Consider the following 21,645-nt stretch of genomic DNA (forward strand, 5'->3'; position numbering starts at 1 on the left):
CGGCCCCGACACCCCCGCCCCCCGCCCGTAGGCGGCGTGCACCCCCCCCGCCCCCTTTCCGCCCCGTCCCCCCCCCCCCGGGTTCCGGATATGCCCGAAGGGTGGCCGCGCCGAGGAAGGGCCCACCCCCGGCGGGCTACAGCAACCACCCACCCACGCGCACCTACCCACCATCCCCACCCCTTCCTTGGGCGGACCGGGGTCCGGGGCGGAGCCCCGGGGAGGCGCCGGCCGACAACGACGCCCAGGACGAAGAACAACAGCCGGCCCCGCGCGTTTCGGCGTGAGGTCGGCTGCTGTCGGGTCAGTGAGTCGCGGTTCCGGCCATGCGGCGCAGAAGGTACAGGAGGCGGTCGGCCCTGCCGGGTGAGGTGGGGGTGCGCAGGTGGCCGGTGACGGGGTCGAGGTCGGCCCGCCATGCGCTGGCCGCGTAGCAGACAGTCCTCACGTTCCGGGATTCCACGACCGGTGTAGCCGTGACCTTGAGGCGACGGAGCGCGTCGTGAAGGGGGCCGAGGTCGGAATGCTCCCACAGCACGACGGTGCGGTCAGCGAGCAGTCCGGCGAGGGTTTCCACCGTGCCGGTGGGGTCCACAGCGTGGGCTGGAGCGCCCGGCGTACGCGGGCCGGTCAGGCGAACGGTGCGGTCGTAGAGCGTGGTGTCGTTGGTGTCGATGGCCGTGATGTGGACGGCCGCCGACGGGCGAGGCGTGCCGGCTGCTGTGTGCTCACCCGGGGTGTAGTCGAGGTGAAGGACGATCAGACGTTCGTCGGCCAGGAGACGGGCGGCTTCCTCGGCGGCTTCCCGGGCTTTCTGGTCTAGTTTTTCCTGGCGCTCACGGAGCCGCTGGACGTGGGCGCAAGCGTCGCACAGCCGCCGGTTGTCGGCGGATACGCAAGGGCTTTCGGGCCGGGCCCCGCACTCGGTGCAGGCACGAGAGGTGGTGCGGCGTGCGGCAGCCGCGGCGAGCTGCGGGCCGGTGGCCGCAGTGGGCGCGGATTCGCGAACGTCGTAGAGGTCCCACTCACCCTTTTTGCCGGTCCCCGGATTGCGGGCCGCGATGGTGGCACGCACGGGGCCGGCGGGTTGGCGCGGGAGGTCAAGGGCCGCGAGCTGCGTCGTGGTGCGCAGGTGGGAGGGCAGGTTGCCCCACCAGGTGTATCGCGGCACTGGCGTGCTGTTGTGAACCTGAGGCATCGAGAATCTTTCCCCTCGGCGGCCGGGTATTGCGCACAAGACTGTACCTGACTGAGCGTCGTTTTTTGGAGGAATTCACGCTATCGATTGATAGCGAAGTTCTGGCCGCCGAAAGGTAAATTGTAACAACCTTGTTTGATGGCATAACTGTCTTTAGGGGCCAACAATCATGGTGATGGACTCTCGGATCACACGTCCCAGAGTCCAGATCTGACCCTGTAGTTCGAGCCGCCTGGCAGCAGATTCCTTGGACCGGGAACGCCTAGGTCCGACGAGATTTTCGTCTCGGAGCGCGATGACGATGGGTTCGCTGAGTCGGTATGCCGCGAGCTGTGCGGCGCCCACGAGTTCAGTTGGAAGGTCCAGTGCCAGCTTGTCCCCGAAGCCCTCATCGGGGGTACCGGTTCGGCGGCCGGCCAATCGCTGGGCGGCGCGCTCTTGCTCGGTAAAGGGAGGCCAGGCACCAGCCAAGGGTTTCTCCATCATCCGGCGACGCATCGCAGCCGAGACCATGAGTGATTCGCCCGGCCAATTGTCTGGCCTGAGCGTTAGCATTTCGATCCGCACATGCTCGGGAGTGGGCTCGGAGTCCGCGAGCCCAAGAGCCGCCCGCCGGTCAAGCAGCCAGGAGCGTTCGAGGCCCGCGTGAAACCTAGCCATCTCGCGCAGCTTCTTTGCTTGATCGATGTGGACCCAGACGAAGGTGTTGATGGTTCCAGAGGGCATAACTGTAACTACCTTGTTTGTTGGCACAACCGGGTGGCACCGGTGATTTCGGCGCCACCTACGGTGGTGTTTGTCGGTGCGGTGGTCAGGAGGTCAGTCCTTGTCGGCAGCCGGACGAGCGGTCCGGGAGCCCTTGGGCCGGCCAGCCGGGCGGCGGGTCGGTGGCTGGGCTCCCATCTGCCGGAGTTCGGCTTCGCTCCAGCCTGCTGAAAGGGCGGTGGCGTAGGCCGCGCCGTAGGCCTTTTCGACGTTGGCCAACTCTTCACTCACAGCCTTGTGCTTGACGATCAGGTCGGCGAGGGGGCGGATCGGATCGATGCGAGAGGCGAGGAGGTTCTGTGCCTGCTCCAGGATCGGGTTTACGGCATCGCTGGCCGGAGGTGTGGTCATGTCGGCATGGTAGCGCCGATTCGCCCCTGTCGCGGAGTCCTTGACGGGTCGGCAGTCGCTTGCCCTGGCCAGGCACTTGACCACCCTGGCGCGGCTTTGCCGCGCGCCGCCCTACCCCGGCACCCACCCCCAGCGGCCGACTGCGTCGGAGCAAGTTAGTGGATAAGGTAACCTTACCCATCCTTCCCGGCGGCTGGCCCTCGCTATGCTCGGTCTGTTGCCGCCGTTTGGTCCGGGGACGGACCAAGGGAGTTGGAGGGGTTTTGGACGAGAAGACGCCACCCGTTCGCCGCCGCGCACGCCGAGCAGACGCCCCGCGCGACAAGCGCGTGAACCTACGATTCAACGCGCTTGAGTACGCCGTTCTGTTGACGGCAGCGAAGACGAACAATCAGGAGGTCGGTGCCTACGTAGCAGCCGCCGCCCTGGCCGTCGCGAAAGACGAGGTCAACCCGGCGCCGGTCGAGATCAAGGACCGGCTTCGGACGCTTGCCGAGGCCCGGGTTTCCGTGAACCGGATCGGCAACAACTTGAACCAAATCGCGCACGTGCTCAACGGTGGCGGCGAGGAGACACCGGAGCGCCTGGCGGCGGTGCTCGCTCTGGTTGAGCGGGCCGTGGCGAGCCTGGACGCGGCGACCATTGCGACGATGCAGGGGGACCGGTGATCCCGAAGAAGGCGAAGGCCGGCGGTCGGACGGCGGGTCTTCTCTACTACCTGTACGGGCCTGGCCGGGCCAACGAACATACCGACCCTCACATGGTGGCGGCATGGGATGCCCGAGTGTTGGACCCGGCGGTGGATTCCGGGGCCACCATCCCAATGCTGGCCATGCTGCTGGACATGCCGGTGTCCATGTTGGAGGGCAAGCGACCGGCCCAGCACGTCTACCACGTCCCGGTGCGCAATTCGGCGGGCGACCGAGTCTTGACGGACGCTGAGTGGGCGGACGTCGCACGGGAGATTATGGACGCGGCCGGGATCGCTCCGAAGGGCGATGCTATGGGTGCCCGGTGGGTTGCGATCAGGCACGCGGACGACCACATCCACATCGTTGCGACTCTGGCCCGGCAGGACGGCCGGCCGCCGGACGTACGGCGCGACATGGTGAGAATGCAGGCCCGCGCGCGAGAGCTTGAAGTGCGGTACGGACTGCAACGGCTGACGAGCGGCGACGGGACGGCGAGCCGTTGGCCGACAACGGCCGAGCTGGAGAAGGCGAAGCGGCACGAGCGTGCCGAACCGCCCCGGACGACGCTCCAGCGGATGGTACGTGAGGCGGCTTCGGCCGCCGGTTCCGACGACGAGTTTTTCGGACTGATCGAGCGGGCAGGTCTGCGGCTGAACCGGCGGGTGGCGCCGGACGGAGCCGTGACCGGATACTCGGTTGCGCTGCCCGGTGACCGGACCGCCGGGAGCCGGGCGGTCTGGTATTCCGGTGCCCGCCTGGCGCCTGATCTCTCGCTGCCGCGCGTGCGGGAGCGATGGTCGGGAACGGCGGCTTCGGCGACAGATGCGCGGCCGCAGAGCCGGGCCGATGCCTGGCGGAGAGCGGCCGCGCACGTCCACCAGGCGGCCGCGGTTCTCGGCAACGCCGGTGACGACGGCGGGGCCGCCGAGGTGATGGCACTCGGAGATTTCCTGGCCGCGTTCGCGGCCCAGGCCCCGGCGGAGGTGCGGGACGAGCTGCGGGCAGCGGCGACGGCCTACGAGCGGGCCGGCCGCGCGCCGACGAGTCGCCGTCTCGGGACCGCCGCCGCTACCCATCTCCGGACGGCGGCCCAGCTTGTGTCCCTTGGCGCCTCGGTGGCAGCGGACGGCGGCGAGGCCGCCGCCGCGCTCGCGCTGCTGGTCGCCGCCGCCCTGGCAGTGACCGCCGCGATGCGGTGGCACCAGGCCCGCCAGCACGCCGCCCAGGAGCGCGCCGCCGCCCAGGCGGGCAAGCACCTACGGGCAGCAACCGAGATCGCCCACGGCGCCGTCGGCCGCCGTAAGGGCACACGGACGACCAGCGGCCAGCGCGGGGCGCCGGTGTCGGCCCCCGTCGAGGTGACGACCAGGTACGAACAGACCGTCCGGACAGCGATCCCCGCGTTGGCAGGCCGCGTGCTCAGCGAGGAGGCATGGCCGGCCCTTGCGGCCGTCCTGCGCCAAGCCGAGACGGCTGGCTACGACCCCGGGCGGGTGCTCGCCGAGGTGGCCGCGATCCGCGGTTTCGGCGACGCCGACAGCGCCGCCGAGGTCCTGGTCTGGAGACTGGGGCGACGGATGGACGAGGACGCCCGCAGCGCGTCCACGGTGATCGGTCCGCCGCCAGCCGTCATGTCGGCGCCGATGGCGGGCACCATGCCAGAGAGCCGGACGGCCGCCGTACCGGGCGGCGAAGCCGAGACGGCCGGGGCGGAGGGCGAGCGTGCCGTCCTGTGCCGGATTTCGCACTCGGAGTTTCGGAACGAGGCGTTCGCGAGCGTGGTCGACAACGAGGAGACCAGCGTTCTCCCCGCCGGAGTCGACCCACAGATTTTCGCCCGCGCCCGGTTCGACTTTTATGCCGGAGGCGGGGGCTATGTCGACTCCACCAGCGAGGTGTACCTGTACACCGCCGAGCGAGGCCCGGATGGCCGCCGCACGCTGCTCGCCCGGTTCGAGCCGCCGAAGAAGTCGGCCACACCTGCGCCGGCTCCGGGCGCACGGACGGCCGTCGCCCGGCCGCGCACGGAGGACGTGCGCTTGGGCGGGGCAGAGGCGCCAACGCTCGGGGAAGCGGTCCGCAGGGCCGTGCCGGACCACTCAGACCAGGTGCTCGCCGACCCAGCGTCGGCGACGCTCGCTGCCTACCTGATCAAGGCGAGCGGGGAAGGGCATGATCCGGCGGCTTTGCTCGCCGAGGTGGCCAGCGCCCGGGACCTCGGCGACGCAACGAGTGTGGCCCAGGTGCTGACCTGGCGGCTGCAAGGCAGGCTGCGGCGGGCACCGGAAACGCCCGCCCGGACAGCGTCGCGCCGGGCCACCAGGCCCTCCGTGCGGCCGACCGCGCCGACCCGTCTTCCCGGCGAGCAGTCAGCCGCAGAAAGGGCCGCGCAGGAGGCGGCCCGGAGGCAAGGTCAATCCCCGGGGCCACGACGGTAGATCACGGAAAATGGGCCGCCCCGGACGAGTGAAACCCGGCGCGTCGGGGCGGCCCAGCCGCTAGCGTCGTAAGCGCACAAGGTGCCAGAAAACTGGCTCCGATACTCGCGAGAGGTGACGTGCAATGAGCGAACCCCACCCGATGGATGCGGCCGCTTCCCAGGCCGGGCAGACCGCTGCTGCGGCACTCCAAATCTTGCTGCTGGCCGCCCAGGCGCTTCGGGAGGAACACCAGCGCAAGCAAGCCCAGCAGCCGGGGCCGGCGGTCCCGACACCGCAGCCCGTCCAGCAGGCCCCCGACCAGCACCAGCGGTACGCCGACATGGTGCGGGCAACCGTGCAGCCGCCGGCCGTCGCGGAGGCCATGGTGACCTCCCCCCAGTGGCCGCAGCTCGCAACCGAGCTGGGCAAGCTGGAGGCCGCCGGCATCAACGTGCAGGAGTTCTTGTCGACCGCCGCACCGGTGATCGCCAAGGTTGACGCCGACCTGCGGGCGCTTTCCGCAGCGCAAGCCGCACCCGGGCAGGAACAGGGTCCCACCCTTGGTGAGCGGATCGGGGAGATCGTTCGCAAGGCGATCGACGCGATCACTGAGGGGTGGGCGAAGCTCACCGGGAAGGACAAGGCGCCGACGCCGACGCTTCCCGGTGTCGGCGCCGAGGTCCTGGCGGTGATGACCGCGCGCGACGCGGTGAGCGATCAGCGTGCGGTGGCCGAGATCGTGAACTCCGCCGAGTGGCCCGGAATCGTCCAGCAGATGCAGGCGGCCCAGGCCGCCGGGCACAACCCGGGCGAGGCCCTGGCCGGTGTACCGACGCGCATCCAGCAGGCGGCGGCCGCCGGAATCACCCTCTCAGCGACCGAGGCGGCTCAGGGTCTGCTGAATGAGCAGATGAAGGCCCCGGCGGCGAACTCCGCCGTCGCCAGCGCTGCGGTGTCCTCCAGCGCCAGCCCGGCGCCGGCCGCTTCGGCGGCGGCCGGCGTCGCCCCAGCGGCCACCGCGACCGCGAGCGCTCCGGCAGCAGCGAACAAGGCGGCGGCCGCCGCTACGGCGACGTCCACCACGGCGAAGCCGGGAGCCACCCCGGCGCCTGGCCCCGAGGCCTCCCGGACCACCCAGGCCGCCGCTCCGGCGGTCCGCTTCTCCCACGGGCGGCGGTGACTGGTGGACGCCATCACCACGGCCCGCATGAGGGTCCGTACCGTCCGCATCACGGACAGGTGGGTGAGCTGAGGTGGAGACGACTGACACCAGCGCAGACCTCGGCCACCAGGACACAGCGGCGGACCTTCGACAGGAAGCGGCGACGTCTCGCAGCGCCGACCATCGGGGGGCAGCAGACGCCATGCTAGGCGAGGCGGACGCCGCGCGCGGTCGGGCGGACGAGGCGACGGCCCGTCACGACCTCGGCACGGCCGGGGCCGAGTGGACCACCGCGGCCGGGCTGGACGGCCTGGCCGCCGTCGAGGCCGACATGGCCGCTATCGACGCGCGCGCCGAGGCCGCCCTGACGACATCGACCACGGTCCAGGTCTCGGCGCGTGGGGCCGCACCGAGGAGTACCGCGACGCCCACGCCCCAGGGCCGGGCGCCGGCACCCGCCCCGACTGCCGCACCACGCCGCATCCGCTAGCACCAGAACGCCAAGGGCCCCGGAGAATTCCGGGGCCCTTGGCGTGTGCACGCTAACTAGCGGACGGGCGGTGGGTCCAACAACGTGTGCTGAGGCCGGTCAGGGGTCGTCATGCAAGCGATGAACGGGCCAGTGGGAGAGCGGAGCTGGGCCATCATCGGGTCCAGATGGTCACGGTGCCAGACGGACGGACCCGTGAGCCCGCACATCTCGGGGTTGGTCAGTTCCTGCCAGGCCAGCCAGCAGGCGTGCAGCCGGCCGACCGCTGCCGGGTGCTCCGTCCAGGACGAGCACCAGGGCGCCGAGGACGAGACCTCTACGCCGTAGGTCGGGATCAGGAACTCGTTCACCCAGAACCGCAGGGCGCCGAGTTCCGTCAGGTACTCGCTCCCGGCCAGTCGCATGATGAACGGCGGCGCGCTGGGGGGTTTCTCCTTCTCCCCCTCTCCTCCCTCGGACTCATTCAGCCTGGCATCCAAGTCAGCTACGGTGTCGGTCAGTTCGGACAGCTGCGTGGTGTTGGCCTCCAGCTGCCCAGCGAAGTCGGTGACCGTGCCGTCCAGCTCACGGATCTTTGCCTTGGCATCCTCCAGGTCTTCGACGACGGCGGCGAGCGGCGGCGTGGTGTCTGTACTCACAGGGCAAGGGCCTTCCACGCGGCGCGGTCGGTGATGGCCTGGATCTCAGCCTTGGTGTCGGCGGTCAGGTCGGCGGCGTTCGGTTCGAGGTACCAGGGGCGGAGCCGGATCAGGGCGACGCGCACGCCGGTGACCAGCAGCAGCGCGCGGCCCTTGGGCAAGGCACGGACTTCGGCGGCGTCCATGATCCGTTCCTTGCGGCGGGAGATGCTGACGCTTCGCCCGCCGGCACCGTGGGAGGTGCTGGACTCGGTGACCTTGTGCTCGCCGATCAGCCGCGAGATGTCCTCGGCGAAGTCGGGGTCATCGAGGCCGGCGCCGAGGATCTTGACGGTCGCGGCGCCCCACATCGCGTCCATTCCCGCTTCACCCCAGACCCGGACGCCCTGTCGGTAGCTCTGGAGGATGGTCAGCAGGTCGATCCCGCGTGATCCGAGGTGGCTGTACAGCTGGGGGAGGTCTTCGATCCGGCAGACGTTCGCGGCTTCATCCATGATGGCGAGGAGGGGGGCGTCCAGGCGGCCGCCGGCCTGTTCGGCCGCCGACATGCCGGCCCGTAGCACCGAGTCCGCGACGGCGGCGATGACGCCGGCCGCGCTGCCGCCGCCGTCCTTGGAGAGCAGGTACAGCGTGTCCCGGGAGCGGACGAACTTCTCGGGGTGGAACTGCGGGGTGTCGGGGTCGGGGGTTACCCACTCCAGGATCGTCGGGTCCAGCAGGCAGGAGACGCACTGACGGGCCGTCTCGTAAATCCCGTCCCTGGTGTCCTGGGCCCCGGCAACGGTGCTCGCGAGCTGTTGGGCGAGAGCGGTTTTCCCGCCGGTCTTGAGCGCGGCGACCGGGGCGCGGTCGGCCGGGGTGGCCAGCCAGGCCAGTACGTCCGTGAGCTGAGCACCGGAGAGGGCGGCGGCGTGGAACAACCCGGTCAGCAAGTTCCTGGCCGCGTTCATCCAGAAGTCGCCGCGGTTCCGTTCATCGACGGATGAGCTGATGAAGTGACCGGCCAGCCGGGCGGCGCCTTCCACGGTGCCCGCCAGGGCGAGGAGGTCAACCCACATCTCTCGCTTGGTGTACGCGATCGCTTGCGGGTCGAACGTCCAGGGCTTGCCGACCTCGGCCCGCTTGGCCTTGGTGGTCGCGTACACGTCCGGCTTGTTGCTGGTCAACAGCACCGCGCCGGGTGCCCGCAGTACGGCGGGCACAGCGAGCGCCGTGCTCTTCCCGGCCCGGGGCGCCATGATGGCGAGTCCGACGTCCTCCCAACTCGACCGCAGCTCAGGCCCGCCGGCGGAGTCGAGGTTGCCCAGCAGCATGCCGGCGTCATCGGGGGCGATGTGCTCCGCCTCGGCGAGCGAGGGCCGAAGCTGCCGCGCCCGTGCGGCCGCCGCCTTGGGGGTGAGCGTCGCCATATCCCGCACCGAGGCGAATCCGGCCCGGTGCGAGAACCAGCGACGCCAGATCAGCCAGCCGGCCGCCCCGCCGAGGGCGAGGACCAGGACCAGGAGGACGGACATGCCCACTGCGGCCGCCGTCTCGTGTCCCGGCCACAGCCGGCCGGGCCCGCCCGCGACGAGCCCGAACGCCGACTTCACCGAGAAGGCCGGCGGCGCCCAGCCGCCCCCGGCCAGCAGCACGCCGAGCGTGCCGCCGAGCCAGGCGCCGGTGTACAGCGCTCCGCCGCCGACGACGACGCCGAGGATCGCCAGCGGGGCGCCGAGCCCCGCCTGTCCTCCCTGCCCTTCACTCATGGTCGATCCTCCGTCGCATCGCGGTGTCGGTGTCGTACATCCGGAGTTCTGCCTCGGTGAGGTCGAGGCGGGCCGGGCTTCCGGCCCTGGTGCCGATCTTCACCAGGTATTTGCCCCGGCCGGGATGGCGTTGGGTGGTGCCGTCGACCCCGGTGATGCCGGGTGCGGACCACGACGCGACCAGGTTGATTTCCTCCCCGGTGAGCGGTTTCAGCGCGTTGATCCGCTCCAGCTCGCCGTGGGACAGCGCGCCGAGGACCAGGGAGTCACAGCGCTCCATCAGGCCGCGTGCCTTGGCGCGGTCCTCCGGCGAGGTCAGGGACTCGGGGTCGCGCTGGGAGTGCGTCACGAAGATCACGACTTCGCCCTTGGCCCTGTTCAATCGGGTCATGGCGTCCATGGCGTCGACCATGCCGGGACCAGCCCGCAGGGCCCGCCACATCTCATCGAGCGGCAGGACGAGCGGGCGGTCCATCATGCCGAGCGCCCTGGCGGAGTCGATCGCCCCGTAGCTGTAGGCCCAGGTGGCCAGCAGGCCGGTCGCTACGACCTGATCGCCGGCGGTCAGCAGGCTGGACAGGTCGACGCTCAGCGCGGGCGCCGACAGGTCGAGCGGGCGGGTGGTCGGCGAGTCGAACAGCCCGGACAGCGGCCCGGTGCAGAGGTTTTCCAAGGCCAACGTCACCTCCCGGACCTGGCTGCGGTAGTCGTCCACGGTGTCCACCAGCAGCCGCGCCCACAGTTCCTTCGGGCCCTCCCGCAGCACCGCCACGATGTCCGGGATCACCGGATCGTCCGCCAGACGCTCGGCCACCATCGCGACGGCGGCCCCGACCACGTTCGCCTCGGCCGCCACCGGACGGCGGCCGAGGCCGTGAGGGGTCGCCAGGAGCGCGTGAAGCAGTTCGCTACGGCGGCCGTTGATCTCGGCGAGCAGGGTGTCCCGCCGGTCGGCCGCCAGGCTCGACAGCCGCCCCCGTAGCGGGCCGCTGTCCAGCGGGTTGATCCTGTCCAACCCGCGCCCGATTCGGACAACTTGCCCGCCCAGCGCTTCGACCAGTTCCCGGTACTCCCCTTTGACGTCGCCGGGCACCACAACCATGTGCCCGTAACTGGAGTAGACCAGGCAAATCCTTTTGACCAGGGCGCTCTTACCGCATCCGGGCTGTCCCTGCACCCACACACCGGGGTTCTGGACCAACTTCCCCACCCAGCCGGCCGGGTCGAAGCACACCAATTCATGCGTGAGCAGATCCGGCCCGATCGGTACGCCCTCAGCGGGCAGAGGGGCGCCGAGGACGAACGGGAACAGGCCCGCGACCTCATCAGTGGTGCCCAGGTAGACGGTTCCCTTGTCGACGTGCGCGGCGCGGCCGGAAGCCGCCCCCGGCCACCCCTTGCGGGGAGCCACCACACGCCGATTGAGCTGCCACGGGGTAGGCTCCGCCTCGGCGGGGGCCCCGGCGTCGCCGAAACGCCGGGGCCCCCGCTGTGCGGCGTGCGTCGAGTTCTTCCGCACGATGTTCTTCCTTCCTTGCCGTCAGGCCGCGAGGGGGTGGACGCCGACCGGCAAGCCGGCAGCGAACGCGGCCGCCTGGCCGTGGAACGCGTACCTGAACCGCAGTCCGCCGGCGCGCTTGGTGATCTGCTGAATCTCCCGCCGCGCGGCCTCCAGTTCTTCCGGACGGGCCGTGACGGTCACGGTGATGGTCCACTGCACGAGGCCGGAGCCGTGCGCCTCTTGCTGGGCGGTACGGTCGGCCGCCTCGGCGTCCGCACGTTCGCGCCGGGTGGTCGACCGGCGGGTACGAGCCCGGTACTCCTGGCGAGCGTCGGAGGCGTTCAATTCGCGCTCGACCACTGCCGCGGCTTCCTCGGTCGGCAGGACGCGGTACCCGAGGGTGACCCGCCGTGTGAACCGGCCGGGAGCCAGAAGCGGCAGCAGCACGGAGTACGGCACCGCCTTACGGGGCGCCTCCCGCAGCACCCACGACACCGACGAGTAGCCGTCGTGGTCGTATTGCGCCTTGAGGTCATCGGCGGCGACCGGCCCCGCCTCATCCCAGGTCAGTTCGGCGATCTCGGCGGCGGGGGCGTCCAGCTCATGGGGCCTGAACGCCCCCCGGACCAGGCGGACGAGATCGCCGTCAGTCGCACGCCGCAGGACGTCCGCGCCCGCGCCGCCGAGGTCCACGCCGTCCAGACACCGCAGAGCCTCGGCGGCGGCCTCGGCCGGGGTCGACGGCTTGTCCGCCGCCCGCCCCGGGTTGGTGACGAGCGTGAACCACGCCGCGAGGGTGGCCGACGCCCGAGGGGTGGAGGCCACCAGCTCGCGCACCGTCGCCGCCGCCAGGGCCGGCGCCGACGGGTCGAGCCGGTCCCGCACGTGGTCAGCCAGTGCAGCACCTGAGGCGGGGGTGATCTGCATCGTGACCGTCGCGGCCTCCACGGTGTCCTCATCGGCCAGACGCGCCAGGGTGTCCGCCCACGAGGCGACCTGACTTTCAGCCTGGCCACGAGCGGCCAGCAGCGTGCCGTTCGGGCTCAGCAGCAGGGTCGCGGAGAACTGCCCGGTCGACTGGTTCCAGACCAGTCCGGCCCGGCCGCCGTTGGTGTCCTCCACCCGCAGCAGCTTGGTCGGCGCGAGGAGGCCGGGCAGATCGAGCGCCTTGGGGTGCGGCAGGTAGAGGCCCCGGTACGAGGTCTCGGCACGCCAGTGGGCCCACTGCCAGCGCGCCCGGCCCACCAGGAGGTCCAGCAGCGGCATGCCGTGCCGCTGCCAGCACGCCAGGACGAGGACGACCATGCCGACCGGGACCGAGACGACCAAGGTCCCGAGGCCGGCGAAGTTGGCCAGGAAGACGGGACCGAGGAGACCGACCACGAAGATGACCGTCTGGCCCGTGGTCAGCAGCCCGATGCCCATCGACTTCGACCGGCGCCACCCGCCGTACAGGCGGGCGGGTGTCTGCTGTGTGCTCACTCCTTACTCCCTTCGCTCATGGTGTTGCCCGCGCCGCTCGCGAGCTGCCGACCGCCCTCGGCGGCGACCACGGCGACCTGAACCCCTGTGTGCGGGCGGGTTGTCGCCGTGGTGCCCGCCCCGGTCCCGGCGGACGTGCCGGGAGCGGGGCCACCGGCGTTCGCGGTTGGGGTCGACCCGGCCCCGTCCTGGCCCTGGCCGGTCCTGGCCTGGCCGTCCTGGCCGCCTTGGCTGTTCTGCTGCCGGCCCTGGCCGGCGGGCTCGCCGTGGCCCTGGCGGCTCTGCTGCGGAACGCCCCCGGTGTCCGAACCCATGGTGTCGCCGGCCTTGTCCTTGGCCGCCTGGACGGCGCCGATTCCGGCCTGAGCGGCCGGGCCAGCCGGCCCTGCGGCAGCGGCCGGCCCCACCTTGTCCATGGCTGCGGCTTGCTGCACGGCCGACGTCGGCCCAGCACCGCCGCCACTGCCGTCACCACCCCGGCCGCCGCCCATGGCGATCATCGTTCCGACGCCCGCGAGCGCGCCCGCGAACCCGCCGCTGGTCGCGTTGGCGGTGGCGACCCCGAGCGGAGCGAACAGCCCGAGGAGAGACTTCAGGGCGATGACCGAGAGAATCAGCGTCACCAGGCCCCGCAGCCAGTCCACCAGCGAGTTTCCGTTTTCCATCTCGACAAATCCCGCCGAGATGATGAGCGCGGCAACCGGCTTGTAGGCAATGACGGTCATGATGCTCGTGTAAAGACGCGGAAGCCACTGACGTGTCTTTTCTCCACCGATCTGGCCCGAACCCGCGACGGGCAGCAGTAGCGCCTGAATCGGGATGGCCGCCTGACGGATGAACAGCATGCAGAACTGCACCACACCGACGAGCAGGACAATGAGCGCCATCAGCAGGAGGGCGAAGTAGTTGAATCCGCCCGTCGGAATCAGCATTTTGACCATCGTTTCGCTCAGCTTGTCTCCGCCGTGGAATGCGACATTGATGATCGACGTGGTGAGTTCGTCCGAGGCCAGCAGCATGGAGTCAATGACGACGACGCCGAGGGTGCACACCAGGGCGTTCACCACGAGACCCTGAGCCGCGTCCCGGAGTGGTGTGCCCTTCCGCTGAATGATCGCCCGGATTCCTTGGAACATGACCAGGAGAATGGCGATCATCTCGCCGACGCCGAGGCAGATAGCCTGCAACGAGAACTTGACGGTCCCGCCGCCTGGCGCTGGTACGTCCTGCTCCGCCATCACGCCGGAGTCCTTGACCTGGACGCTCGGCATGGTCAGCCACCATGTCAGGGACGTTTTGATCACCTGGCCGGTGAACTCTTGCGCACCCTGAGCCATCGGCTTGATGACCGTGCTCTCAAGGGCTTTGGAGATGGCTTCCTGAGGGATTCCTACGGTGACTTCCTGGACACCATTTACGAGGATTTTCCCGCCCTGGCAGAGCGCCTTTCCCGCTTGCTGGCCCAGGATGGGCGTGGTGCTGGCAGAGCACCAGCCCTTGGGGAAGAGGTCCGCCGGGGCGGCTGGAGCCGCCGAGGCGGGGGCGGCGGGCAGCAGGAACACCAGGGCCAGGACGGCCAGCAGGATTCGACCCGCTCTGTTCACCGGACGTCCCCCTCCTGGAGTGCTCGCCAGCCCCCCGTGTTGAAGCCGGTGGTGCCCAAGTCGAACGGCTCCGGGGCTTTCTGCGGGTTGCCGGCCTTGGTGTGCCAGTCGCCGTCGCTCCACACGATGGGGGACGAGACGGAGACCAGCTGAGTCGTCTCGGGCGTGCCGTTGCCGGGGGTGTACACCACCCGGGCGAGCACGGACACGGTGACCTGATCGGCGGTCGCATTGCTCCACTGCACGCCGATCACGGCCGGGGCCATGTGGGCACCGGTCGGCAGGTCCCCGGTGGGCGGAAGCCCGACGGAGACCCGGGAGGCCTCGGTGGCCTGCTTTGCCTGCTCGCGCATCGAGGCGGCGTCGGCGGCCGAGGCGTAGATGCCGGCGGCGTGCTCGCTTGCGGCGGAGTCCCAGGACCAGCCGGCGCGTGCGGCCGCGACGGCTGCGGCGGCCGCACCTTCCACGCTGTGGGGGAACTGCACCGGCAGCCCGTCCTTTTTGGCGGCGCCCGCAGGCAGGGTCACCCAGACGGTTGGCGCGGTGTACGTCGTCGCCGGGGCTTCGGTCGGCAGCGGTGCCGCGTTGCCCGAGGACGGCTGAGCCGTGGTGGGGGTGGACGGGGCGGCGGCGGGTGACCGGTCGTCCCGGCCGAGGACCAGGCCGATGATGCCGCCCACGAGGATCAGGACGAGCACCACCAGGCCGACGACGATCCGCCGCATCCGTTGCTGTGCCGCGCGCTGGAGATCGAGTGTCATCCTCCGGTCACCCCATCATCGCGGTGACGACGGAGACCGAGAGCGTGATGGCGGAGATGCCGGCGATGACCCATACGATGCCGCCAGCGCCCTCGGCGCTGAGGTGGGATCGGTTGCGCCGCCCGATCGTCATCATGATGCCGCAGGCGATCAGCCCCAAGATCCCGCACACCATTCCGACGTACTTCGCCCACGACACCCAGTTGGAGAACGTGCCCTCCATCCCCGGCGGCGGCGCCGGCGCCGGGTCGGTGAAGGTCGGCGCCTTGGGGGACGGGTCCGCGAGGATGTGGTGGTCCTGCCCGCCCAGGGCGAGCAGGTGATCATGTGCTGCCATCAGCAGGTTGGTCATTGCGTCTTCCTTTCAGTCGGTGATGCCCAGTTGGGACCGCAGTGAGCTGCTGGCCCTGGCGACGGGGCGGTGGGACAGCCCTTCCTCGGGGGTGTCCACGAGGCGGAGCCGGTAGAGGTACGGCACGGTGGCGACGCCCAGCGTTCGGGCGCTCAGGGCCCGGGTGCGGTAGCGAGCCGGGAGCGGCGGCCGCAGCGGGGCGTCCCGCACGACCACCAGGTACGGGCGCGGGGTGCCCGGGTGCCACCGGTTCAGCAGCTCGCCGGTGCGCTTGAGGCCGTAGGCCGTCGACCGGGTCACCACCACCGGGGTGTAGTTCGGCGGCAGGGTGCTGCCCGCCTGGAGTTCGACGGCGCTGCCGTCGTCGGCCGGGTCGAGCAGTCGAGTCACGGTCGTGACCCCGGCGCCGCCGTGAGCCCCGAGCACGGCGAACCATCGTGTCGGGGGGCTGACGCGGCGGGGAGTCGCAATCTTCTGATCCTTCATCACATCCCCCATGTAGCTTGGATCTTACGTCGCAGACTACCATCTGCTACTGAGCTAGCGTACTGATAAAAGTTGGGAATATGGCAGTGCAGACAGCCGACACGTTCCGGTCCGACCGTATGCGGACGCTCCGACAGGCAGCGGGCCTCAGCAGGGCCCAACTCGCCCTGATCGCTGGGGTTTCGCCTGAGACCGTGCGAAATGCCGAGACCGGGAGCCGCAGTCCGTCCGCCCGGGTGGTCCGGGCCCTGGCGCGCGCTCTCGGCGTCCCGGTAGGGGAATTGATGCCGCCCCAAGGGGCGCCCACCCTTAGGGTGCTTCGACAGCGCACCGGGTTGACGCAGCGGCAGACGGCCGAGGTGATCGGGGTGTCCGCCGGGATGGTGTCCAAGGTAGAGGCCGGCATGTATGGCGTTCGGTCGGTGGCGCGCTGGGCGTCCGCCTACGGGGTCGGTGTGAAGACCTGGACCAAGGCGTGGAAGGCCGGGCGGGAACGGCGCCGAGCGGAAGCGGAGAAGGGGAGGCGCACATGAAGCAGCTTGCGGCGGGGGCGGCCGCGGCGGCGCTGGGCATGGTTCTGGTGTTCGCGGTCGGCACTGCGGCGATCGGTGGTACGTCCTCGGAGTCCGTCAGCGGCGGGGGTGGCGGGAACGGGCAAGGACTCAAGGGAGACGCGCCGGTGCCGGCCTCTTACCTGCCATGGATTAAGAAGGCCGCCGACCTGTGCCCGGAGGACGAGTCGCCTTCCCTGATCGCTGCCCAGCTCTGGGCGGAGAGCGGGTTCCAGGATCGGGACGGGCCGCCGACCGCGTCCGGCACGGCCAAGGGCCCCGCGCAGTTCATCGATTCGACTTGGGTGACGTACGGGCGGGACGACGACGGCAGCGGCACAGCGAGCCCGCACGACGTGGGGGACGCGGTGATGGCCCTCGGCCGTTACATGTGCAGCCTGTTCGGCCAGGCCAAGGCCAGCAGCTACCCCGGTGGCGCCGATGCCCTGGCGTTGGCTGGATACAACGCCGGGTGGGGAGCGGTGCAGAAGTACAACGGCGTCCCGCCGTACCGGGAGACGAGCGACTACGTAGCCAAGATCCAGGCCAAGGCCGCAGAGTGGCGTGTTCTGGCCGAGGCGCCGCCGCCGGTGACGGGCAGCGGCGCCGGCGCGGACGCCGTGCGCAAGGCGACGGCCTACCTCGGCCTCCCGTACGTGTGGGGAGGCGGGTCGCCGGCCGGGCCCTCGGTCGGGTTCTGCGACGACAAGAACGGATGGCTCAACGGCACCTGTTTCGCCTCCAGCCACAGCGGATTCGACTGTTCCTCGCTGGTCCAAGCCAGCTGGTGGCAGTCGGTCAAGTTGCCCCGTACGGCGGGTGACCAGTACACCGCGACGGCCTCCCGCCCGGTTCCGATGGGCAGTCTGGCCCCGGGGGACTTGATTTTCTACTCGCACAGCGGCAGCGGGGCCGACAGCTATCACGTGGTCATGTACTACGGCGACGGCAAGGTGATCGAGGCGCCGAAGACCGGCAAACAGGTGCAGATTGTGCCGCTGTACACCACCGGCGGTCTGGTGGGGGCGACTCGGCCAGCTTAGCGTGTACACGCCAGGAAGTAGCAGGGCATAAAACAGCCCCGGAACCAGTCAGTTCCGGGGCTGCTCTGCGTGGTGCAGCAGTGGGCATCCCACCCTGGCCCGTTTTGCAGCGGAGCCCGTGGGTTCCGCGCTGGGGCCGGCCCCTGCTGCGCGGGCCGTGGTGGCCAGGCTACCTGCCACCGGACGACTCCGGCGGCAGGCTGCCCCGCTGGCGGGCGGTCAGGCTGCCGAGCTGTCGGTGAAGAACGTCGGCTCCCCCGGCGAGTTGAGCACCGAGCAGAGTGCCGTCAGGTCATCGGCCGCAGGCGCCGGGACAAGCGCCCAGCCGTCCGCCGGCGCGACGAGCATGGGGCGGCTGGCGACGGGCGCGGACTTCACGTAGACGCTAAGGTCGGTGCTCATTGGTCCCTCCAGGGGGATCGAGGCCGGCGAGCGGGCAACAGCGCACGGCGGCCAGGTGGAGAGGGATCGGGGGTGCAACCCCGATCCCTCTTTGCGTCGCAAGCGTACCCGCAGTTACGCAGTTATGCATGCATAACTGCAATGCCGGGTGTCGCGGGTGCGGCGGTTTGGTGGGGGCACGGTTGGCTTGTTCGTTGCGCCAGGCTGTGAGGTTATGGAGCCATAATCTTCTACATGTCCAAGACCATCCCCGAATGGGCGGCAGGCGACGGCCGGCCCCCCATCGTGGCGACCGCCGCTTACAAGGGCGGTGACGGCAAGTCCACCCTTGCCCGAGAGCTCGCCTATCTCCTCGATTCCGTCCTTATCGATTTCGACTGGGACCTTGGGGGCAACACCCGCTCCTGGGGGCACCGGCATGAGGAGCGGGTCACAGCTCCGCTGCTGGACGCGTTCGAGCGCGGGCGTACGCCGAGGCCGCTTCGCGGACGCCGAAAGGCCGACCTGGTCCCCTCCCACCCGGACTGGGCGAACCAGCAGCCGGACAGGGACACCGGTACGGATGCCCTGGTGAAGTGGGTCACCGAATGGAAGCGCCCCGGCGTGGTCGACACGCACCCGGGCGGCTGTGAATCCACCTACGCCGCGCTCAACGCGGCGAACGTGATCGTGGTGCCAGCCGTCTACGCCAAGGAGAGTCTTAACGCGCTGGAAGGGATGTGTGACGAGCTGACGGACTATCCGCTGCTGATCATCCCCTACATGGTCCAGGCCCCGCCGCAGTGGGCCCGGCGGCGGCTACGGGACATCACCAGGCGGTACGACGTCCCCGTGGGCCCGCCTGTCGGATACGAGTCGTGGATTCCAACCCGCACGCTGAACATGGCGATCTCATCAGAGCCGGTGCCTATGAGGGCACGGCAGTTCGTCAGTCAGATGGATCGAGTGGTGGATGCGGTGATCAACTATGCCTAACGGTCTGGACGAGGTCGAGCAGGCCGCCGAGGCTCGGCGCCGCAGCCGTACCCCGGGCGGGTCGCGCAACCCACGGACGAGGGAACGTGGCGGCGAGCACGGCGGCGCCTCGGAGGCGGCCGAGCAGCGAGAGAAGGAGCGCCAGGCCCGGCGGCAGGAACCGGTAGCCGGTGCGGGCCCCGTGTCGACCGGCGAGCCGGCCGCGACGTCCGAGCCGGCGCCGGTACCCGAACCGGTGCCAGCGTCGGAGCCGGCGAAGTCCACCCGCCCGAAGTCCATCCCGTTTTACCCAGATGCCGACAACACGGACTTCCTTTGGCAGATCGCCAAGGCCGCGGTCGACCGTCAGGAGAAGATTCCGGCGACGGCGATCCTCCGCCTGGCGCTCCGTCGGTTGCAGGATCAGATGACCCCGGAGCGGATTGTGCGGGAACTGGGCGGCCCCGTGGTGACCGAGGGCAGGCCCGGCCGGCCCCGACGCTGAGACTGTGCGACAACGTGTCACCCGGCTGTGCGGCATGTGGAAGAAGCCGCGCCCCCGTGTAAAGAGGTAGGCCCGTACGAACGCGTACGGGCCTACCTCTTTGCGGTTATGCATGTATAACTGCAATACTGTGCGGGTCGCCGTGCGGCACTGTGCAGTGTCTGTGGCCCCAAGTTGGGGCCTTGCGTGGCGACTGTGGCGCTACGATGCGATCATGTGCGACTGCGATTACACCGGCGGAACATCATGTGCGTTTGCCTGTGTGGCTTAACGCAGTTATACGCGCATAAACGCAGGATGGCGTGACGGCAGGCCAGCAACTCGGAGGAGAGGAACCCGATGCACCACCAGCAGATCGCCGTCTCCGTGGGAGAGGGTACGAAGACGTTGATCCGTACGATCAACGACCTACCGGAGCAGTTCCCCGGGGGTCCCACGGTCATGGCCGTGGTGGTGGCGGTGACGCTGGTTGGCGCGCTGGCCGTGGTGAAGTCCCGCTCTGCGTCGCAGCAACTGCGCGCGGCCTCCGTCGGCGCACGGCCCGTCAGGAAGCAGGGCGGCGCCGGCCCGCTGGCCGTGCTCGGCGTGTGCGGTTTGGCGGTCAGCCTGCACGGCCTGTTCGGGTTCGCCACCACGACGGCGAAGCTGCCGCTAGAACTGAGCATCCCGTTTATGGCGATCTTCGACATCGCCGAAGCCGTGGCCTTCATCTCGCTATACCGTGCCGCACAGACCCACACAGGGTGGACTGCGCCGATGCGCCGCACCAAGCGCCTGGCCTGGCTGCTGGTCGCCGCGTCGAGCGCGATGAACGCGTGGCACGCGCCCGACCACTGGGTGGCCCGGATCGCTCTGGGCCTGGTGCCGGTGATCAGCGCCAAGCTGATCGAGCACGAGTTGGAGAAGAAGCTCAGCGAGAACTCCGGCGAGGACAAGAACACGACGATCCCGCCCGGGCCCGGCCGGCTGGTCGAACTCGGGTGGCTGCACCTCTGGTCGTTCATCTTCGCGAAGTTCAACCTGGACCCCAACGAGTCCACCGACGGGGTGCCGCAGGCCACCAGGATCAAGCGGGCCGCCCGTGAAGTCGCCGCCCTTGACCGGGCAATGACGCGGCAGGAGGCCGCTGCGGCGGCGGTCAAGCAGGGCGGCGACCGCAAAGCCGTGAAGGAAGCCCAGAAAGAGTTGGAGGCGGCGGAGCGCGAGTTGGTAGAAGCCCTGGACCGGGCCGACGCCGCCTCGGAGGCGGCATCCCTGGCCACCGATCCGGCCGCGATGCTCACGATGGCCCGCCATCTGGTGATGCGGGGCCGTCTCAAGGATCTGGCGAGGATGGACGTCACGTCCCCCATGAAGATCCTGACACTGATGGAGGAGCTGGCCGTCCTGCCCGGTGCCGAGGCAGTCGAGGCGAGCGCCCGCGCGCTTGAGGCCGACCAGGCGCGGGAGGCCGCCGAGGCCGCCCGGGATGCCGCGCTTGAGACGCTGGAGAAGGCGAAGGCCGGCACCGCGGAGTGCCGTGACGAGGCCGCCGACCTGAGGCGGGTAGCCGAGCAGCACGCGGCCGAGGCGCAGGCCGCACGGAAGCGAGTCGAGGAGGCCGAGGCGGCCCGGGCCGAGCTGGAGGCAAGGAAGGCCGCGCTGTCGGGTGAGCTGGAGGGCCTGGCCGCCACCGCCGAGGATCTGCGGAGCGCCACCGGCGCCGGAGCGGAGGCGCACGCCGAACTCAACGCTCAAATCGCGCGGCTGACGGCCGAGCGGGACAGGGTCGAGCAGGAGATCGAAGTCCAGGTACGACAGCTGGACGACCTGCACGGAAAGATGAACGCGGCCGAGCGGGAGCAGAAGGAAGCCGCTGACGAGATCAGGGCGGCGGCGGACTACCTGCGCCAGCTCAAGGCCGGAATCCAGCAGGCGGAAACCAAGGCAACCAGCACCCGCGAGGAGGCAGAGTCCCTGGCTGGGGAGTTGAACCGGCTGACCAGCACCCGTGAGGAGATGCTGGACGAGGTGAACGCCCTGGCGCTCCAGGTGGGGGAACTCAAGGTCCAGCGGCAGGCTGCCGAGGAGGAGCGCAGGGCGGCCGCCGTAGCGCTCCAAAGCGCCCGCACCCACCTGATGGATGCCCTCACCGCACCGGAGGAGGAGCAGGGCCCGCAGTGGCGGAGCGAGGCCAAGGTGAAGGGCTGGGAGATCTACGAGCGCACCGTCCGAGTCGAGGGGCGGGAGCCCTCGGCCGACGAACTTGCGGCGGCGGCCGGACGGGACCGGACCACCGCACAGCACTGGCTGCGCGAGTTCGGCCCTGAGTTGGCCCGCCGCACTGCGGCCAGCATGACCCGCATGGAGTCGCACCAGGATGAGCAGGTACTGATTCCGGCGTGACCCATCCCCCACACTGCCGCACACGTGGTTGTGGGCCCGGCCCAACCCCGGGGCCACCCCAACCCGGGTTAGGGGGGGGGGGCGGACCACGGCCACCAAAAACCGCCGGCCCACCCGGCCCCCGTTTCGCGTTAGATGGGGGGGGGCGGCGGCCG

The 21,645-nt window shown here is 70.2% G+C and carries 21 protein-coding genes; 9 read left to right on the forward strand and 12 right to left on the reverse strand.

Annotated features, from left to right (window positions below; translation table 11 throughout):
- Window positions 1-304: 304 nt before the first annotated feature.
- The 3 genes from ACFVHV_RS31995 to ACFVHV_RS32005 all read right to left on the reverse strand — a co-directional run bounded on the left by ACFVHV_RS31995 (window position 305) and on the right by ACFVHV_RS32005 (window position 2,314).
- Entirely contained in the window at window positions 305-1,198 is an 894-nt protein-coding gene (locus tag ACFVHV_RS31995) for a hypothetical protein (RefSeq protein WP_380355720.1), read from the reverse strand.
- A 153-nt stretch (window positions 1,199-1,351) separates the two neighbouring features.
- Window positions 1,352-1,924: a hypothetical protein gene (locus ACFVHV_RS32000; protein ID WP_380355722.1), complete on the reverse strand. Its 573-nt coding sequence runs from the start codon at window positions 1,922-1,924 to the stop codon at window positions 1,352-1,354.
- Between the two features lie 93 nt (window positions 1,925-2,017).
- Window positions 2,018-2,314: a hypothetical protein gene (locus tag ACFVHV_RS32005; RefSeq protein WP_380355725.1), complete on the reverse strand. Its 297-nt coding sequence runs from the start codon at window positions 2,312-2,314 to the stop codon at window positions 2,018-2,020.
- 263 nt (window positions 2,315-2,577) lie between these two features.
- Between ACFVHV_RS32005 and mobC the strand changes: the two genes are divergently transcribed.
- From mobC to ACFVHV_RS32025, 4 genes are all read left to right on the forward strand, one after another.
- Window positions 2,578-2,982, forward strand: coding sequence for a plasmid mobilization relaxosome protein MobC (mobC, locus tag ACFVHV_RS32010; RefSeq protein ID WP_380355727.1), 405 nt, complete (start codon window positions 2,578-2,580; stop codon window positions 2,980-2,982).
- Window positions 2,979-5,444, forward strand: coding sequence for a hypothetical protein (locus ACFVHV_RS32015; protein ID WP_380355730.1), 2,466 nt, complete (start codon window positions 2,979-2,981; stop codon window positions 5,442-5,444). Before mobC ends, ACFVHV_RS32015 begins: the two co-directional genes overlap by 4 nt.
- Window positions 5,445-5,568: 124 nt before the next feature.
- Window positions 5,569-6,606, forward strand: coding sequence for a hypothetical protein (locus ACFVHV_RS32020; protein ID WP_380355732.1), 1,038 nt, complete (start codon window positions 5,569-5,571; stop codon window positions 6,604-6,606).
- Window positions 6,607-6,790: 184 nt separating this feature from the next.
- Entirely contained in the window at window positions 6,791-7,078 is a 288-nt protein-coding gene (locus ACFVHV_RS32025; protein ID WP_380355734.1) for a hypothetical protein, read from the forward strand.
- Between the two features lie 56 nt (window positions 7,079-7,134).
- Here the strand turns inward: ACFVHV_RS32025 and ACFVHV_RS32030 are convergent, their stop codons facing one another.
- The 8 genes from ACFVHV_RS32030 to ACFVHV_RS32065 are packed head-to-tail and all read right to left on the reverse strand — an operon-like array spanning window position 7,135 to window position 15,554.
- On the reverse strand, window positions 7,135-7,716 hold the full coding sequence (locus ACFVHV_RS32030; protein ID WP_380355737.1) for a DUF4913 domain-containing protein: 582 nt from the start codon (window positions 7,714-7,716) through the stop codon (window positions 7,135-7,137).
- On the reverse strand, window positions 7,713-9,464 hold the full coding sequence (locus ACFVHV_RS32035; RefSeq protein ID WP_380355739.1) for a TraM recognition domain-containing protein: 1,752 nt from the start codon (window positions 9,462-9,464) through the stop codon (window positions 7,713-7,715). The genes ACFVHV_RS32030 and ACFVHV_RS32035 overlap by 4 nt, the downstream gene beginning before the upstream one ends.
- Window positions 9,457-10,983: an ATP-binding protein gene (locus ACFVHV_RS32040; protein WP_380355741.1), complete on the reverse strand. Its 1,527-nt coding sequence runs from the start codon at window positions 10,981-10,983 to the stop codon at window positions 9,457-9,459. Before ACFVHV_RS32040 ends, ACFVHV_RS32035 begins: the two co-directional genes overlap by 8 nt.
- Before the next feature lie 21 nt (window positions 10,984-11,004).
- The gene (locus ACFVHV_RS32045) at window positions 11,005-12,447 is read right to left on the reverse strand and encodes an SCO6880 family protein (protein WP_380355744.1); all 1,443 of its coding nucleotides are present in this window, start codon (window positions 12,445-12,447) and stop codon (window positions 11,005-11,007) included.
- Window positions 12,444-14,051 carry a hypothetical protein gene (locus tag ACFVHV_RS32050; protein ID WP_380355747.1) on the reverse strand — a complete coding sequence of 536 codons (1,608 nt, stop codon included), beginning with the start codon at window positions 14,049-14,051 and terminating at the stop codon, window positions 12,444-12,446. The genes ACFVHV_RS32045 and ACFVHV_RS32050 overlap by 4 nt, the downstream gene beginning before the upstream one ends.
- A complete protein-coding gene (locus ACFVHV_RS32055) occupies window positions 14,048-14,812 on the reverse strand; it encodes a hypothetical protein (RefSeq protein ID WP_380355750.1) in 765 nt (254 codons plus the stop codon). The genes ACFVHV_RS32050 and ACFVHV_RS32055 overlap by 4 nt, the downstream gene beginning before the upstream one ends.
- A gap of 7 nt (window positions 14,813-14,819) precedes the next feature.
- Entirely contained in the window at window positions 14,820-15,164 is a 345-nt protein-coding gene (locus ACFVHV_RS32060) for a hypothetical protein (RefSeq protein WP_380355752.1), read from the reverse strand.
- A gap of 12 nt (window positions 15,165-15,176) precedes the next feature.
- On the reverse strand, window positions 15,177-15,554 hold the full coding sequence (locus ACFVHV_RS32065; RefSeq protein ID WP_380355755.1) for a hypothetical protein: 378 nt from the start codon (window positions 15,552-15,554) through the stop codon (window positions 15,177-15,179).
- 215 nt (window positions 15,555-15,769) lie between these two features.
- On the opposite strand from ACFVHV_RS32065, the gene ACFVHV_RS32070 reads away from it, so the two are divergent.
- Window positions 15,770-16,183, forward strand: a complete 414-nt coding sequence (locus ACFVHV_RS32070) for a helix-turn-helix domain-containing protein (protein WP_380355799.1) — start codon at window positions 15,770-15,772, stop codon at window positions 16,181-16,183.
- Window positions 16,180-17,244: an NlpC/P60 family protein gene (locus tag ACFVHV_RS32075; protein ID WP_380355758.1), complete on the forward strand. Its 1,065-nt coding sequence runs from the start codon at window positions 16,180-16,182 to the stop codon at window positions 17,242-17,244. Before ACFVHV_RS32070 ends, ACFVHV_RS32075 begins: the two co-directional genes overlap by 4 nt.
- A gap of 219 nt (window positions 17,245-17,463) precedes the next feature.
- Here ACFVHV_RS32075 and ACFVHV_RS32080 read toward each other — a convergent pair whose 3' ends face one another.
- The gene (locus tag ACFVHV_RS32080) at window positions 17,464-17,646 is read right to left on the reverse strand and encodes a hypothetical protein (protein ID WP_380355761.1); all 183 of its coding nucleotides are present in this window, start codon (window positions 17,644-17,646) and stop codon (window positions 17,464-17,466) included.
- Between the two features lie 234 nt (window positions 17,647-17,880).
- Here ACFVHV_RS32080 and ACFVHV_RS32085 point away from each other — a divergent pair, with 234 nt between their 5' ends.
- From ACFVHV_RS32085 to ACFVHV_RS32095, 3 genes are all read left to right on the forward strand, one after another.
- Complete coding sequence (locus ACFVHV_RS32085; RefSeq protein ID WP_380355764.1) at window positions 17,881-18,621, forward strand: ParA family protein; 741 nt, start codon at window positions 17,881-17,883, stop codon at window positions 18,619-18,621.
- Window positions 18,614-19,105 (forward strand): hypothetical protein, encoded by a 492-nt coding sequence (locus ACFVHV_RS32090; RefSeq protein ID WP_380355766.1) that lies wholly within the window; start codon window positions 18,614-18,616, stop codon window positions 19,103-19,105. The genes ACFVHV_RS32085 and ACFVHV_RS32090 overlap by 8 nt, the downstream gene beginning before the upstream one ends.
- A 339-nt stretch (window positions 19,106-19,444) precedes the next feature.
- Complete coding sequence (locus ACFVHV_RS32095) at window positions 19,445-21,490, forward strand: hypothetical protein (RefSeq protein WP_380355768.1); 2,046 nt, start codon at window positions 19,445-19,447, stop codon at window positions 21,488-21,490.
- The last annotated feature ends 155 nt before the right edge of the window (window positions 21,491-21,645 follow it).

Origin of the sequence: Kitasatospora sp. NPDC127116 (genome assembly GCF_042677365.1) — a bacterium.
Lineage (GTDB): Bacteria > Actinomycetota > Actinomycetes > Streptomycetales > Streptomycetaceae > Kitasatospora > Kitasatospora lactacystinica.

Coding starts and splice junctions, on each gene's coding strand:
- ACFVHV_RS31995 (WP_380355720.1), bottom strand. CDS start 1,198: ATGCCTCAGGTTCACAACAGCACGCCAGTGCCGCGATACACCTGGTGG.
- ACFVHV_RS32000 (WP_380355722.1), bottom strand. CDS start 1,924: ATGCCCTCTGGAACCATCAACACCTTCGTCTGGGTCCACATCGATCAA.
- ACFVHV_RS32005 (WP_380355725.1), bottom strand. CDS start 2,314: ATGACCACACCTCCGGCCAGCGATGCCGTAAACCCGATCCTGGAGCAG.
- ACFVHV_RS32020 (WP_380355732.1), top strand. CDS start 5,569: ATGAGCGAACCCCACCCGATGGATGCGGCCGCTTCCCAGGCCGGGCAG.
- ACFVHV_RS32025 (WP_380355734.1), top strand. CDS start 6,791: ATGCTAGGCGAGGCGGACGCCGCGCGCGGTCGGGCGGACGAGGCGACG.
- ACFVHV_RS32035 (WP_380355739.1), bottom strand. CDS start 9,464: ATGAGTGAAGGGCAGGGAGGACAGGCGGGGCTCGGCGCCCCGCTGGCG.
- ACFVHV_RS32055 (WP_380355750.1), bottom strand. CDS start 14,812: ATGACACTCGATCTCCAGCGCGCGGCACAGCAACGGATGCGGCGGATC.
- ACFVHV_RS32060 (WP_380355752.1), bottom strand. CDS start 15,164: ATGACCAACCTGCTGATGGCAGCACATGATCACCTGCTCGCCCTGGGC.
- ACFVHV_RS32070 (WP_380355799.1), top strand. CDS start 15,770: ATGCGGACGCTCCGACAGGCAGCGGGCCTCAGCAGGGCCCAACTCGCC.
- ACFVHV_RS32075 (WP_380355758.1), top strand. CDS start 16,180: ATGAAGCAGCTTGCGGCGGGGGCGGCCGCGGCGGCGCTGGGCATGGTT.
- ACFVHV_RS32080 (WP_380355761.1), bottom strand. CDS start 17,646: ATGAGCACCGACCTTAGCGTCTACGTGAAGTCCGCGCCCGTCGCCAGC.
- ACFVHV_RS32085 (WP_380355764.1), top strand. CDS start 17,881: ATGTCCAAGACCATCCCCGAATGGGCGGCAGGCGACGGCCGGCCCCCC.
- ACFVHV_RS32090 (WP_380355766.1), top strand. CDS start 18,614: ATGCCTAACGGTCTGGACGAGGTCGAGCAGGCCGCCGAGGCTCGGCGC.
- ACFVHV_RS32095 (WP_380355768.1), top strand. CDS start 19,445: ATGCACCACCAGCAGATCGCCGTCTCCGTGGGAGAGGGTACGAAGACG.